Source organism: Calidifontibacillus erzurumensis, assembly GCF_013303125.1.
Taxonomy (GTDB): Bacteria; Bacillota; Bacilli; order Bacillales; family Bacillaceae_J; genus Calidifontibacillus; species Calidifontibacillus erzurumensis.
The window spans coordinates 72,948-88,217 of record NZ_JABTTE010000006.1; the positions used below are offsets into that span (position 1 = coordinate 72,948).

Genomic DNA, 15,270 nt, shown 5'->3' on the forward strand with positions numbered 1-15,270 from the left:
TTCATCGCAACATAATTCGACGAAAAGAGTGGTTTTCCTGCATGTATAAAAAATTTTATAATAACGGCGAAAATAAGCGGGCAAAAGACTCGTTCAACCGTTGGAGTATCGGTCGGTTTATATAGTCTTCAAGATGAACTTCTTTTGAATTTTCAATATCATTTAAGAAATCACGAACAAGCGTCTCTGTGCTTTTTGTTTTATATAAAAATGCATTTACTTCAAAATTTAAATGGAAGCTGCGCATATCCATATTAGCTGTACCAATCGATGCCAACTCGCAGTCAACTATAATGACTTTACTATGTAAGAAGCCGTTTTGGTATTCAAAAACTCGAACGCCTGCTTCCAGAAGTTCTTTATAGTACGATCTAGAACCGTAAAAAACTAGACGTTTATCCGGTTTGCCGGGCAATATTACTCGAACATCAATTCCCGATAAAGCAGCAACCCTTAAAGCTGATAAAATATCATCATCTGGAATAAAATATGGTGACTCAATCCAAATCGATTTTTTTGCAGAAGTTATCATTGCAAAAAATACACTTTTTATGACATTCCAAGTATTGTCGGGTCCACCAGACAGAAGCTGTACCCCTCCGAATTCTTCATCCTCTACAAGATTCGGCGATAAATAAACCGGCGTTAGCAATGTTTTGCCTGTTGTGTAGTACCAGTCTTGCAAAAAAATCAGCTGCAAACTTCTGACTGCTTCCCCTCGCACATAAAGGTGCGTATCTCTCCAAAAACCAAAGTATTCATTTTTCCCTAAATACTCATCACCTATGTTTAAACCGCCGACAAACCCGACATTGCCATCGACAACAACGATTTTCCTGTGATTTCGAAAGTTAATTTGGCTGTTCAAGCTTGGCAAATGAACCGGAGAAAATGGTTCAATTTCAACGCCAGCCTCTTTCAAATCGGAAATATAAGAAGAGGATAATTTCCAAGAGCCAACCGCATCATATAAAAAACGAACTTCGATGCCCGCTTTTGCTTTTTCCATCAATATTTCTTTAATTTCATTGCCGATATTGTCATCACGTACAATATAAAATTCCAAATGGATGTGGTGGGTTGCATTTTTCATTGCTTCAATCAATGCATTAAACGTTTGTTCTCCATTTGTTAACACTTTTGTTTCGGTATAAAAGGAAATTGGACTTTTTCCAATACGGTGAGCAAGGCGAAATAAGTTTTTTTGATGTTCTCCCATCTGATTTAGCTCTTTTTCGTTGATTTGTCTGTTCCCTTCTATTTTTGCAAAAGCTTGCTCATCGAGCCATGCTTTTTTTTCATATTTCTTTTTGTTTCTTCGATAATTCTGGCCAAACAACAAGTAAAAAATAAAACCTATAATTGGGAATACTGCCAATACAACCATCCAAGCAATGGTCGTCCGCGGATTTCGATTTTCCAAAAAAATAAAGAATCCTATAAATAAGGCAGAAATAGAAATAATGATACTGACCGTTCCTAATAGCCAGCCTTCCCAATAGTTTTTCGTTAACACAAGCACCGTTGTTAAGCCAATTAAAAAAATGCCAATTTGCATTCTTTTTTTCATAAGAAGATAACTCCTTACTACATATTATCCCATCAATTATAACGGAAATTTGTAAACTTTCCCATTAACTTTCGTAACAATAAAATGAAAAAACGGCTTCACCTGCGTGAAACCGAGAATATTGTTAGCTAATTAATGGAAAATGTTGTTTAATTTGCTGTAAAGCGTTTTGATGCATAATTTCTTTTCCGTATTCTTGGACGCGATGAATCGTTAATTTTGATTCAAATCCAAACTCAAGTATTTGAGCCAATCTGTCGTCTTCTTTTCCTTCTTCAAGGATTTCTTCATCAAATCCAATATATAAGTAGTATCTTCCTTCAAAGTGATACAAGCTGCTAGTCAAGCCTTCCGTATCAATATGATGGCTTAATCGAATGACGTCTTCAAAATCATGGAAGCCAATGAGGAAATGGATTGAATCTTCTGTAAAATCCTCATCTTCAAATGGAAAAACATCATATTGATCTTCAGGAGATTGATCTAAATCATCATCGACTAAGAAATTCTCGAAGTTTCCACCAACAGTTATATCAATATGTTTATCATTTCCAATTGGCAATTCAAGTTTTTGACCATCTTTTGACAATTGGGCTTTTGTCACAACAACTTCCAAGCCTTTTTCAAGTGCCTGCACTTGAATCCATAAAGGTCCATCTATTTTGAATTCTTCGCGATTGTTAACTTCATCCATCATTTCCCAGAATAATTCTTCACTTTTTTCACGGTTAAACCATATTTCATCACGATCAAATCCTCGATCTTCAATATCTCTGTATGTTACATAAAACTTTACAGTGTTTTCATTAATTCTTTCGATTTCCATTATTCTCTCTCCCTTCTAAACGAGATAAATTTGTGAAGGGACTACCTACCCCCGAGCTGTCGCTCTTCAAATGATAGTTATAATCTAAGATGCCCATAATATTTAAAATGTAACCTTGTACCTCTATTTTATGATAAAAAGAACTATAAGGGAAATAAAAAATTCGAATTAAGAAAAAACAGACTCACGTCCTTTCAGATAAATGAAATTCGAGAGGTTTTAGTTATAAATTGTATAAGCCTTGCATAAATTTAAGACTGAATGGACGAGGAGGCAATCACTTTGGATCTAGAATTTTTAACACAAATCATAATGATCATTGGGATTGATATCATTTTAGGAGGGGATAATGCGATTGTCATTGCGCTCGCCTGCCGCAATCTGCCTGTTGCAAAGCGGAACAAAGCTATTGTTCTCGGTACAGCTCTAGCCATCATCGTTCGCGTTTGTCTCACGATTATGGCTGTTACATTATTAATGATTCCTTATTTACAGCTTATAGGCGGTCTATTCCTCCTCTATATTGCCTACAATTTGCTGACAGAAGAGGGCGATGATATGAATAAAATTAGAGGAGGTACAACGACTTTCCAAGCTGTGAGAACCATCGTCTTAGCAGACATCGTGATGGGATTTGACAATGTACTCGCTGTAGCGGGTGCTTCCGGCGGCAAAATTATTCTAGTGATTTTCGGTTTGTTAATATCGATCCCAATCATCGTCTGGGGCAGTAAGATTATTTTAAAGATTATGGAAAGATTCCCAGTTGTTATTTACATCGGTGCAGCTATTCTTGCCTTAACTGCAGGAAAAATGATCGCAAACGAGGAACGAATAAAACCGCTTTTAGAAACGATTCATTACTCAAATTATATAATCCCTTCATTTGCAATTATGTTTGTCCTTTTAGCAGGATGGTTAAAAAAAACTTCTACGAAAAATGCGTAGAAGTTTTTTTAATTTACTAAACGTTGTGCTTCGCGTAATTGATACGTCCGGACTCGTCTTGGCAAGAAACGGCGAATTTCGTCCTCATTATAACCAACTTGTAAACGCTTTTCATCGATGATAATTGGCCGTCTTAATAAACCCGGGTTTTCACTGATCAATTTAAACAAATCTTGCAATGGCATAGTTTCCAAATCAACATTAAGTTCTTGAAAAATTTTCGATCTAGTTGAGATAATTTCATCCGTTCCATTCTCAGTCATTCTCAAAATTTGCTTTGCTTCTTCAATCGTTAGCGGTTCTGAAAAAATGTTTCTTTCTTTATAAGGTATTCCGTGTTCTTCAAGCCATGCTTTTGCTTTCCGGCAGGATGTACAACTAGGTGAAGTAAATAATGTAACCATACTTCATCACTCCAATCCATTTTAAAATATTTATTTAAACATTGACTATTACTTTAAAATTATTTTAATTTAGCTTCACTATCATTATACAATAAAACTTATAAGAAATATATAGTTTTATAAATATTTGTTTCATTTTATTGAACAATTTTTTTTACGTTTTTAGACCATCAATGGTTTCAAAAAAGATGAAAAAAATCCAAAAAATTTTTATAGAAACTCCTTTGAAAACAATTTATTGCTTCCTCTTTTCTTTTGGAGATAGATTTAATAAAATATATTAGGTAGGACTGAAAACTTGGGGGTAATGACTGTGATTGAATATTTTGTTGATTTTGCTATTATCGCTGCTTTAATTATTGGAATTACTGCCTTAAATGGTGTCATCACACATAATATTGGCTATCGTTTATTTGGCGGAGGAAAACGCGATTTGCATGTTGAACAAACAAAGAAAACTCAAGCTGGCTGGAAATTGGTTGGCGGAAGAAAATAATATAAAGTATAAAAGGCGGTTGATGAAACCGCCTTTTTTGGTGTGTAAAAATGTTAAAAGCATAATCAACGGCCATTCTTCAATTTCGATAATAATGCATAAGTTCAGACATAAAGGACGACCGAAAGTTTCCTCACAACAATGGTTTTCTTTCATCAAAAACCTACACGAAAATCTTCCAATACAAGAAATTATTTATTTAGCGGCGTATAATCGACACCGACCGTATACGTATTGGCTGCATCCCAAAGTAAAAACTCATTGATCCCATTCTCATTTAGCGCTTTAATTTGTGCTTCAACTTCTTCCTTTCCATAGTTCCTATAATTTCCTTTTCCTAAATAAGAGGCAGTAAAATCTTGAATCCAAGGTCTAGAAATCGGCCGGCTTTCCAATGTACTCAATTTTTCATTTTCAACTTTTGCATAAGCTGTAACTAGTCTATATGGTTCAAGATCAGGCTTCGCGATACCAAAATAAGAAGTCCAATGACTCGGATAAATCATCGAAGAAATAACATCAACATGTTCAGAGATTTTCGTGAAATTTTGTCCAATTCCAGGTGCTTCAGGAAGAGTTGCCGTATATCCGAAAATATCGACCGAAACATCGACATCATAAGGTTTTAATTGCTCCTTGGCATAGGCAACAAAATCAGTGACTGCTTGAACACGTTTTTGAATATTGTCCATTTCTATTTCTTTGTAAGCACCCATGCTATAAGTTAAAATTTGATCTCTCTTTTCAAATCCTTCTGGAAAGCGAACATAATCAAATTGGATTTCTTTAAACCCTAATTTGGCTGCAGCAATAGCAACCTCTACATTATGATCCCATACTTCCTTTAAGAAAGGATTGACAAATGATTCTTTACGATTATTTTTCCATACAGCTCCATTTTGTAAAAAAGATAAATTCGGTTTTTTGTTTGCGAGTACTGTATCTTTAAATACAACAATTCTCGCTATTGGATAAATTTGTTTTTCTTCTAATAATTCCAAAAGTTCCCGAGGATTTTTAATATATGGCTTGCCGATTTCAGCTAGCGGGGAATTTGGTTCTGGTACATACGTTAAATTTCCCCAATCATCTTTTATATCAATAACAACCGCGTTTAATTCTGTATTGTCTATTAAATGAATGATGTCAGCAAACTTTTTTCCAGAGGCCGATAACTTCCTCGAAGGATTGTTCCTTACATCAAGGAAATTGCTGTATCCACCGGCAGTATGAGCAGTCATATATACTCCTCTAACAGCATCGGGATATGTAAAATTTAAACCCGTATTATATTTAAATCTCGGTAAGTTCCTTGGCAAATCTATTTGCACTTCTTGAATTTGTTTTTTGGCATGAAAATTCGCCAAACGAACTTCCCCTGCATCAACATTTAAACTTGAAGATAAAACAATTAATAATGAACCAAGTAATAGAAAAAAAGAATATTCTTTTAATTTTTTTGCCCTTCTTGCCGATTTCTCCATAAAGTTGCTCCAATCCCATTTTATTCTGTTCTAATTATAATTCATTTTTTTATGAGATTCACCGCAATTCGACAAATTTCAATGATTTCTTTATTGTTTGCTTCGTTAGTAATATATATTCAGTCCCATTTTTGTTATTCACTGATATAGATGACAAAGAACGATGTGACCTTCTTTCACTTCTGTCCATTCAGGCTCCAAACGAACACAAATTTCTTTTTTTACAGGGCAGCGTGGATGAAACCGGCATCCTGTTGGTGGATCGATGGGGCTTGGAATTTCCCCTTTTAAAATAATTTTTTCTCTCGTCCTCTCGAGCCGGGGATCAGGAAGTGGGATAGCAGATAACAACGCTTTCGTGTATGGATGAAGCGGCTGTTCATATAGTTCCTCACTTTCAGCAAGTTCAACTAACTTTCCTAAATACATGACACCTACACGGTCGCTAATATATTTCACCATCGCCAAATCATGGGCTATGAATAAATACGTTAATCCGCGCTGTTCTTGAAGTTCCTTCAGCAAATTAACAATTTGAGCTTGTATGGATGCATCCAATGCTGATATCGGTTCATCAGCAATAATAAAATCTGGTTCAAGAGCAAGCGCACGGGCAATACCGATCCGTTGGCGCTGCCCACCGGAAAACTCGTGTGGATACCGGTTTCGATCTTCCGGTTTTAATCCGACAATCTCCAAGAGTTGGTCTATTTTTTCCTGACGTTCTTTTTTGTTTTTCACTAGTTGATGTATATCCAAACCTTCAGCAATGATATCGGAAACAGTCATGCGCGGATTTAAAGATGAATAAGGGTCTTGAAAAATCATCTGCATTTTACGATATAATAGTTTTTCCTTTTCTTTGCTTTTTCTTGCATGAATGTTTTCACCTTGAAAGAAGATTTCACCGGCAGTTGTTTCATATAAACGCATTAATAAGCGGCCAATTGTTGATTTTCCACAGCCAGACTCTCCAACAAGCCCAAACGTTTCTCCTTTGTAAATATCAAAGGATACATTAGAAACGGCTGTGAGGCGTTGTTTTTTATTTATCATAAAATGTTTTGTCACATTTTTTACTTCTACTAATTTTTCCCCCAATGATTAAACCTCCTTAGGCAAGTTTTCGTATGGAGCATGAGCGGCTTTTACATCTTGGAGCCAACAAGCAGCCATACTTGTAACGGAATATTTCGTTGGATGCGGCATCTTTTGCCCACAAATGTCCAGTGCATAAGCACAACGTGGTGCAAAAGGGCAACCTGAAGGTGGAGAAAGCAAATCAGGAGGCCTCCCGGGAATACTATAAAGTTTTTCTTTTTTCATATGGAGCTTCGGAACAGACATTAAAAGCCCCCATGTATAAGGATGTTTAGGCTCATAAAAAATTTCTTCGACAGTGCCAGATTCAACGACCATCCCGCCGTACATGACAACAACACGGTCAGCCATACTTGCCACAACACCTAAATCATGGGTAATTAAAATGATGGAAGTCTTTTGTCTTTCTTGGATTTTTTTCATTAAATCAAGAATTTGCGCTTGTACAGTTACATCTAATGCTGTTGTAGGCTCATCAGCTATTAAAATTTTCGGATTGCATAAAAGTGCCATCGCAATCATAATGCGCTGCCGCATTCCACCAGAAAATTGATGTGGGTATTGGTTGAAACGTGTTTCGGCATTCGCAATCCCAACTTGTTTCATCTGTTCAATTGCCCGTAATTTTGCTTCAAATTTGCTATAGTTTAAATGCTTCCGAATACCTTCTGTTAGCTGTTTTCCAATGGTCATTGTCGGGTTTAAAGCACTCATCGGATCTTGGAAAACCATTGAAATTTTTGATCCGCGGTATAATTGCATTTCTTTTTCTCTTAACTCGAGCAAGTTTTTTCCTTCAAAAAGAATTTCTCCATGTGTAATCCGCGCTTTTGCAGGTGGTAAAATGCGCATGATGCTTCTTGTGGTGACTGATTTGCCTGAACCTGATTCTCCTACTATTGCTAATGTTTCCCCTTCATTTAGTTCAAAATTAACGCCGCGCAGTGCTTTCACTTCGCCAGCATATGTATGAAAAGAAACATGCAAATCTTTCACTTTTAATATTGGGTTCAAGCGCCTCACCTCCTAATTCCGCATGCGTGGATCTAACACATCGCGAAGCCCGTCGCCAAGCAAGTTAAAACTAATCATAAGCATGCTGATAATAACGGTCGGAATAACCATCATATGCGGATAAATTTTCATCAACCGAAAGCCATCGTTCACAAGCGTTCCTAAAGAAGCGATCGGTGGACGTAGTCCTAAACCGATAAAACTTAAAAATGCTTCCGTAAAAATTGCACCTGGGATCGTAAACATCGTTGTAATAATAATGGCACCTAAAGTATTTGGAATTAAGTGATTTAAAAGCAGTCTTTTACTTGTGGCACCTAATGTTTTTGCTGCCAAAACGTATTCTTGTTCTTTTAATTTCAACACTTGTGCGCGGACAATCCGGGCCATGCCAACCCAACCTGTCATCACCATCGCCAATGTGATCGACATAATTCCTGGCTTTAATACTAAAATGAATAAAATGATAATAATTAAACTTGGAATGCCGACCAAAATTTCAATAATACGCTGCATGAAATTGTCAATTCGGCCCCCATAATAAGCAGAAATTCCCCCGTAAGTTACACCAATAACACAATCAATAATAGCTGCCAAAATGGCAATATAAAGAGAAATGCGCGCACCATGCCATGTCCTCGCCCATAAATCCCTCCCGAGTTCATCTGTACCGAACCAATAATATTCGTTAATCCCTCTCTTTTCATATTGGTCCACTCCAAAAATATCTTTGCCATCAAATCCTAAAAACGGAAAATGTTCTAAAATTGGCATTTTCGGAGGCAAGTTGGCATGTTCAAGATTTTGTTCCACTTGTGAATGAGTACTTAAATAAGGGCCTATCAACGCTAACACGGAAATAATGGCAATGACAACAATCCCTGTCATGGCGGCTTTATTCTTTTTCAGATAAAACCAAGCATTCGTCTTCATTATTCTTCTTTCCCTCCAGATAAACGAATTCTTGGATCGATCAAGCCATATAATAAATCAATAATTAAAATGATGATTATAAATAAAGCTCCATAAAGCAATGTTGTCGCCATAATAACAGGATAGTCGTTTGTCATAATTGAAAGAACAAACTGTTCACCGAGCCCCGGGATCGCAAATATTTTTTCGATCACTAATGAACCCGTTATAATATTGACTGCCATCGGACCAAGGATCGTCACTACTGGAATGATGGCATTTGGCAACATATGTTTAAAAATAATCGCTTTGTTGCTTAATCCTTTTGCTTTTGCTGTTAAAATATAATCTTCTTCAAGCACTTCTAGCATTTCTGTCCTTATAAAACGGGCTACTTGGGCAATGACGAAAACCGCTAACGAAATTGTAGGAAGAATGGTATATTCATAGCCTTCCCAAAAAGCTGCAGGGAACAATTTCCACTTTACACTCAACCAATATTGTAAGATGCTTGCGAACACGAAAGATGGAATGGACAATCCTAATACAGCCAGTACCATCGACGCTAAATCCAGCGCTGTATGATGGTAAATAGCTGCAATGATCCCTAACAATAAACCGACAACAGTTCCGATCAACAATGCTTGACTTCCTAATAAAACAGAGGCAAGCAGGCGTTCTCCAATAATAGTCGTAACTGGACGTCCATCATATTGAAAAGAAATGCCAAAATCCCCTTGAACAATATTGGCAAGGTAACGGACGTATTGAATCACAACTGGTTGATCTAGACCATACCGCTCTTTCAACATTTCAATCTGTTCTTCTCCTAGTTTTTCGTCATTAAAAGGAGATCCAGGTAGTGTGTGCATTAGAAAAAAAGTAACGGTTACAATGAGCCAAAACGTAACGAACATATAAATCATTCGTTTTAGAAAATAGCGAAACAAATATTTTCCACCACCTAAACATGCGCTAGTGCGTCCGAATAGTTAGTATTTTTTATCAAAAAAAACCCATTTTAAACTGTAGGCAGGGCCAAAAGGATGCTCGATAAAGTTTTTGACATATTTTTTTTGCAAAACGGCATGTCCACCTTGAAATAACGGGGCAATGACGGCGTCATCTTTCAAAACGATGACTTCTAAATTTTGCAAACTTTCAAACCGGGCTGCCAATGAATGATAATTGGAAATGGCCTCTTCAATCACTTTGTCGTACTCGGGATTTTCATAATTTGTTTTATTATTTCCTCCATCCGTTACCCATAAATCCATAAAGGTCAGCGGATCTTGATAATCAGGTCCCCATCCTGCAAGTTGAATATCATAATTGATCGCATGGTCTAGAGCGAGCCTTTGTTTAAACGGCTGCACATTAATGGAAATTGTTAAACCCGGAAGATTGGTTTCCAGTTCATTTTTTATGAATTCTGCAATTTTCTTCGTTTGATCTTGATCGCTAATTAATAATTCCCACGTTACTTTTGGCGAACCGGCTTCCTTCCAATAACGTTTTGCCTCATCTACATCATAAGAAACAAGATTGCCGTATTTTGCACGAAAGTCTTCGCCGCTCGTAGGGTGGAAAGCAAAACCTTCAGGAAAGAAATAGTCTGCTTTAACGGAACCATTTTTCAATAAGTTTTCTACTAATTGTTCTTTATTTATAGCACGTTGGATGGCTTTTCGTTGAAGAAGCGGAATGCGGTCAACATTAAATTTTAAAAACCACATTGACGGATCTCTTTTTGTATAAAAATCGGGATGGTTTTGATAATAGTCAATAAATGCTGCATGAACACTAGCGCGATCGACTTGTCCTGTTTCAAATAAATTTGTTTCACTCGCTGCATCCTTCATCACTTTGTAATGAATTTTTTCAAGCTTCACTGTATCTCGATCCCAATAAGTGCGATTTTTTTCAAAAGTCCAGCCGGATGTCGTCCATTTAGACATGAAAAATGGGCCGTTATAAAGCATTTTATCTGGATAAAGGGCGTATTCAGAACCCGTTTTTTTAACGAATGATTCTTTTTGCGGAAAAAATGTTGGAAATGCCGTTAAATATAGAAAATAGGGAACAGGAATATCAAGGGTCACTTGCAGCGTTTTATCATTAAGAGCTTTTACACCAAGTACATCTACTTTTCCAAATAAAGGGTTTCCTTTTGTCATAATTGCTTCAGCATTTTGAATTGGTTTAAACAGATAAGCATATGGAGAAAGCGTTTTAGGATGAATGGCTTTTTTCCATGCAAAAATAAAATCATGTGCAGTAACTGGTGAACCATCGCTCCACTTTGCTTTTTCATGAAGGTGAAAAGTAAGTACTCGACCGTCCTCGCTTTTTTCCAAAGCTTTCGCTACTCCAGGCACGAGCTTTTGATCTGGTCCAAGCCGGTAAAGCCCTTCAAACACTTGGTTCATTGCTGTAAAGGAAGCACTATCATCCGCTTCCGTCGTATCCATTGTAGGCAAATCAGCCGAAGATAAAAGATTGAGAACTTGCTCTTCTTTCTCTACTTGCTCTCTTCCAAAATTTTTCTCTCCTGCTTGACCGCAGGCACCAGCTACCACGCTTAATAGAAGCGACAAAATGATTAGTAAAAGCCAGTTTTTCATCATAAACCTCCGCCTCAACTTCAATTAATCATAGCTTCTCCAATTTTTTCTATTTCATTCTGTCGCAAGTAGGATGACCAAAAATGTTGTGAATTCCTTGATTTTTAGAAGAGCGTTTACTATAATTAATTTTAAATTTTAATTAAATATCGATGATTGCAATGATAAAAGAAAAGTACATTTCTGGATGCTTTTAGAGAGCTTGTGGTTGGTGGGAACAAGCAGCGGAAAGATTTGGAATGGGCTTTTGGAGCAACTATATTTTTAAAGTGATTCTATTTACATAGAATAAGAAGGGTGGCACCACGGTCCATTCGTCCCTTGTTTGCGGGCGAATGGACTTTTTTATACTCTAAATAGCATAAATCGTTAACGGTCCTAAAGTATAAAAAAAACATCGTAATTTGCCATTTTGTGTAAATTACATGTTTTTCTTGATGTAAATACATAGATTTAGTAGGAGGAATTGAAACAATGGCAATAATCTTTTCGGGTATTCAACCGAGCGGTACATTAACAATTGGAAATTATCTTGGCGCAATGAAGCATTTTGTTGATCTACAAGAAGACAATACCTGTTATTTCTGCATTGTTGATGAACATGCGATCACCGTACCGCAAGATCCTAAAGAATTACAAAAAAATATCCGCAGTTTGGCGGCACTTTATATTGCTGTCGGTATCGATCCAACAAAATCAACATTATTTATTCAATCTGAAGTGCCGGCACATGCACAGCTAGGTTGGATTATGCAATGCATCAGCTATATCGGTGAACTAGAAAGAATGACTCAATTTAAAGATAAATCTGCTGGCAAAGAAGCAGTTTCAGCAGGACTTTTAACATATCCACCTCTTATGGTCGCAGATATCCTATTATATAACACTGAAATTGTCCCGGTCGGCGAAGATCAAAAACAGCATATCGAATTAACCCGTGACCTAGCTGAACGTTTTAACAAAAAATATGCCGAAATTTTTACTATTCCAGAAGCTAGAATTCCGAAAGTTGGCGCAAGGATTATGTCTCTACAAGATCCTACGAAAAAGATGAGCAAATCTGATGCCAATACAAAAGCGTTCATTTCGATGTTAGATACAGAGAAACAGATCGAAAAGAAAATTAAAAGCGCCGTAACCGATTCAGAAGGCATCATTAAATATGATAAAGAAAATAAACCTGGCATTTCCAACTTACTTACGATTTACTCTATTTGTGCAAATAAAACTATTGAAGAACTTGAAAAAGAATATGAAGGAAAAGGATATGGCGTATTTAAAGCCGATGTGGCTCAAGCAGTCATCCAAACTTTAAAACCGATTCAAGAAAGATATTATGAATTAATTGAATCAAAAGAGCTAGATGACTATTTAGATCTCGGAGCTGAAAAAGCAAATACGGTTGCTTCAAAAATGTTAAAGAAAGTTGAAAAAGCGATGGGTTTAGGTAGAAGCCGGTAGTAAAAACAAAAATCCGCTATCAAAAATATTAAGGCAATTGGAGAAATTTCACTTTTCGCCAATTGCCTTTTCTTATATTTAAATAACCCCTTCATAATCATTAATTGACTTTCGTCCCTTGTTCTAAATCCCACAATTTTTCAAAGAAAGGCTGCCCTTTCACAAGTCGTTCACATAAATGTTCATGTCTTGACGACCAGCCTTCTTTCGTTTCTTCGTACAATTTATTCCAAACGTATTCAAAATCATGCTTTTGAATCTCTTCGTACATTGACGGATTCCATTCTGTATACCAATAACGAATTTCTGCTGCATTTCCAGTTGTACGCAATTGATCAAGTGCCATGAATAACAATTGTTTTAATTGCCTTTCTTTTCTAGTAAGACCTTTCATTAATTTCGGATCAGGTGATAAAATATGATATTCTTTTTTAGACTTTGCTTTAAATTCATAAATAGTCGGTTCAACATTTTCAACGATGTCATAAACTAATTGCTCTTGTCTTGGGATAAGTCTGCTTTTTCTAATTGGGATATGGTAACCTAAAGTATCGACTGCCAAAATGCCCATACCATCGGTAACAACGAAACAATAATCAAGCTGAACCCTTTCATGATTACGTCGAGCATAACTTTTTTGATAAACATCTTCCAACAGCTGTTGCGGCAAATCTGACATATCATTTTCGATATAGTCAAATAATTTTTTTTCAACTTTTATTAACGGTACTTGATCAAGAAGCTCGACGGTATCTTCTTTTCTCCATTCATGAAAATGACATACATTATAACCATTTTCCTCTCCTTCAAACCAATTTACCCATACATCGTGCAGATAAAGCATGTTTTACCCCTCACTTCACACTCATTGTTAACCATCAGTATAGGCAGATGATGTGAAAAATATTCCAGTTAATGAAATTTATTCATTTTTTTCGAATGGAGAATAGATGCTAAAATATATAAATAGAAGACCTATTATTAATAAGTAACACTCAATTTTTTTGCTAATAAATAATAAATAATCCGTGAAAGAATAGCCGATCGGAATGAGGTTCAAATATCCGATGATCGTCACCCCTCCGGCTACTGCTAGTCCAAAACCAGTTAAAAAAATAAATAGCCGGAATACCAACGTTTCCGTCCTCCTTTTGCTTGTCCCTATTACATATTTATGAGAAGAGGAAAAAAGTATGAAAATAAAAACTAGAAGAAATTATATTGATTTTATGTTAATATTGTAAATGAGTGTCGAATCTAGTAATCTATAAACCTAAAGGTTACTTCCTCTGTAAAAAAAGTGTTTACGAATTCATAAAATGGGAGTAAATTAGTTGTTGTGTATTTAAGGAGAGGTGAACATAGCAATGTCTTCATCGCGATTTGAGCGTAGAAGGAATATAGAACAACAAAGACAAGCATTGAAAAGAAGAAGAAAGAAAAAAAATCGATTGAGAATAAGCCTCATTCTATTAACATTTTTTATAGCGATAATTGGTTATGGGGTTTTTCAATATTATAGCGGCTATATTTCAGCTTCTGGTGAAAATGAATTGCCATTCAATAACGGAAAAAAAGAAGATAAAGAAAACAATGACTTCAACGGTGTGAAAGATTTAGAAAAAACGAATGTCCTCATTTTGGGAGTAGATTCGACTTCAGGGGAAGGTCGAACAGACACAATCATGATTGCCCAATATGATCCGGATACAGGTTCTGCAAAACTTGCATCTATTATGCGCGATTCTTACGTTTCAATCCCAGGACATCGTGATAATAAAATAAATCAAGCTTACCACTATGGCGGCCCTGAGTTAGTGCGTCAAACGATTAAAGAAAACTTCGGAATCGATGTTGAGTATTATGCCGTTGTCAATTTTGACGGTTTTGCTCAAGTGGTCGATGTATTATCGCCAAATGGTGTAGAAATTGATGTTGAAAAAAGAATGAAGTATACGGACAGAGCGGGAGGACTATATATCGACTTCCAACCAGGTGTACAACGATTAAATGGACAAAAGTTGTTAGAATATGCCCGATTCCGACATGATGCGGAAAGTGATTTTGGGCGAGTCCGCAGACAACAGCAAGTGATTGCGGCTGTTAAAGATGAGATTATTAGCTTCAATGGCATTGCCAAACTTCCGAAAATGATAGGTACCATTCAACCATACATTGATACAAATATAAGCTCGAAAAAAATGCTTGCACTAGGAACGAGCTTTTTAACAAATCCAAAAGATATTGAAACAATTCGTATTCCTATTGATGGTTCATATCAAAACAAAAGTTACAAACATGCCGGAGCGGTTTTGGAAATGGACATTGAAGAAAATAAACAAGCCTTACAAGATTTTTTCTCAACAAAACAAGTCGTTTCCGAAAAAGTGAGCATCAATGAAGTTGCTGTCGATAATATCCAATAAAAAA

The 15,270-nt window shown here is 36.3% G+C and carries 15 protein-coding genes and 1 other annotated feature; of the genes, 4 read left to right on the forward strand and 11 right to left on the reverse strand.

Going from position 1 to position 15,270, the window contains the following annotated elements:
* Positions 1 to 55: 55 nt before the first annotated feature.
* Both cls and mecA read right to left on the reverse strand, forming a co-directional pair.
* Positions 56 to 1,570, reverse strand: a complete 1,515-nt coding sequence (gene cls, locus HR057_RS06695; protein ID WP_173730657.1) for a cardiolipin synthase — start codon at positions 1,568 to 1,570, stop codon at positions 56 to 58.
* Between the two features lie 124 nt (positions 1,571 to 1,694).
* Entirely contained in the window at positions 1,695 to 2,396 is a 702-nt protein-coding gene (gene mecA, locus HR057_RS06700; RefSeq protein ID WP_173730658.1) for an adaptor protein MecA, read from the reverse strand.
* Positions 2,397 to 2,678: 282 nt separating this feature from the next.
* Between mecA and HR057_RS06705 the strand changes: the two genes are divergently transcribed.
* Positions 2,679 to 3,344 (forward strand): TerC family protein, encoded by a 666-nt coding sequence (locus tag HR057_RS06705; protein WP_173730659.1) that lies wholly within the window; start codon positions 2,679 to 2,681, stop codon positions 3,342 to 3,344.
* An 8-nt stretch (positions 3,345 to 3,352) separates the two neighbouring features.
* On the opposite strand, the gene spxA is transcribed toward HR057_RS06705, so the two are convergent.
* Positions 3,353 to 3,748, reverse strand: coding sequence for a transcriptional regulator SpxA (gene spxA, locus HR057_RS06710; RefSeq protein ID WP_173730660.1), 396 nt, complete (start codon positions 3,746 to 3,748; stop codon positions 3,353 to 3,355).
* Positions 3,749 to 4,061: 313 nt separating this feature from the next.
* On the opposite strand from spxA, the gene HR057_RS06715 reads away from it, so the two are divergent.
* Positions 4,062 to 4,244, forward strand: a complete 183-nt coding sequence (locus HR057_RS06715) for a hypothetical protein (RefSeq protein ID WP_173730661.1) — start codon at positions 4,062 to 4,064, stop codon at positions 4,242 to 4,244.
* A 191-nt stretch (positions 4,245 to 4,435) separates the two neighbouring features.
* Here HR057_RS06715 and HR057_RS06720 read toward each other — a convergent pair whose 3' ends face one another.
* From HR057_RS06720 to HR057_RS06745, 6 genes are all read right to left on the reverse strand, one after another.
* Positions 4,436 to 5,728, reverse strand: coding sequence for a putative glycoside hydrolase (locus HR057_RS06720; protein ID WP_173730662.1), 1,293 nt, complete (start codon positions 5,726 to 5,728; stop codon positions 4,436 to 4,438).
* Between the two features lie 138 nt (positions 5,729 to 5,866).
* Positions 5,867 to 6,784 (reverse strand): ABC transporter ATP-binding protein, encoded by a 918-nt coding sequence (locus tag HR057_RS06725; protein WP_374724181.1) that lies wholly within the window; start codon positions 6,782 to 6,784, stop codon positions 5,867 to 5,869.
* 48 nt (positions 6,785 to 6,832) lie between these two features.
* Complete coding sequence (locus tag HR057_RS06730; protein WP_173730664.1) at positions 6,833 to 7,843, reverse strand: ABC transporter ATP-binding protein; 1,011 nt, start codon at positions 7,841 to 7,843, stop codon at positions 6,833 to 6,835.
* Positions 7,844 to 7,855: 12 nt separating this feature from the next.
* A complete protein-coding gene (opp3C, locus tag HR057_RS06735; RefSeq protein ID WP_374724182.1) occupies positions 7,856 to 8,827 on the reverse strand; it encodes an oligopeptide ABC transporter permease in 972 nt (323 codons plus the stop codon).
* Entirely contained in the window at positions 8,776 to 9,705 is a 930-nt protein-coding gene (gene opp3b / locus HR057_RS06740; protein WP_173730666.1) for an oligopeptide ABC transporter permease, read from the reverse strand. The genes opp3C and opp3b overlap by 52 nt, the downstream gene beginning before the upstream one ends.
* A 42-nt stretch (positions 9,706 to 9,747) precedes the next feature.
* Complete coding sequence (locus tag HR057_RS06745) at positions 9,748 to 11,379, reverse strand: peptide ABC transporter substrate-binding protein (protein ID WP_230474376.1); 1,632 nt, start codon at positions 11,377 to 11,379, stop codon at positions 9,748 to 9,750.
* Between the two features lie 152 nt (positions 11,380 to 11,531).
* Positions 11,532 to 11,704, forward strand: a binding site (T-box leader).
* Between the two features lie 149 nt (positions 11,705 to 11,853).
* On the opposite strand from HR057_RS06745, the gene trpS reads away from it, so the two are divergent.
* On the forward strand, positions 11,854 to 12,840 hold the full coding sequence (trpS, locus tag HR057_RS06750; protein WP_173730668.1) for a tryptophan--tRNA ligase: 987 nt from the start codon (positions 11,854 to 11,856) through the stop codon (positions 12,838 to 12,840).
* 100 nt (positions 12,841 to 12,940) lie between these two features.
* Here trpS and HR057_RS06755 read toward each other — a convergent pair whose 3' ends face one another.
* A complete protein-coding gene (locus HR057_RS06755; RefSeq protein ID WP_173730669.1) occupies positions 12,941 to 13,684 on the reverse strand; it encodes a YjbA family protein in 744 nt (247 codons plus the stop codon).
* A gap of 78 nt (positions 13,685 to 13,762) precedes the next feature.
* Entirely contained in the window at positions 13,763 to 13,975 is a 213-nt protein-coding gene (locus HR057_RS06760) for a hypothetical protein (protein WP_173730670.1), read from the reverse strand.
* A 232-nt stretch (positions 13,976 to 14,207) separates the two neighbouring features.
* Here HR057_RS06760 and HR057_RS06765 point away from each other — a divergent pair, with 232 nt between their 5' ends.
* The gene (locus HR057_RS06765) at positions 14,208 to 15,266 is read left to right on the forward strand and encodes an LCP family protein (RefSeq protein ID WP_173730671.1); all 1,059 of its coding nucleotides are present in this window, start codon (positions 14,208 to 14,210) and stop codon (positions 15,264 to 15,266) included.
* Positions 15,267 to 15,270: the final 4 nt, after the last annotated feature.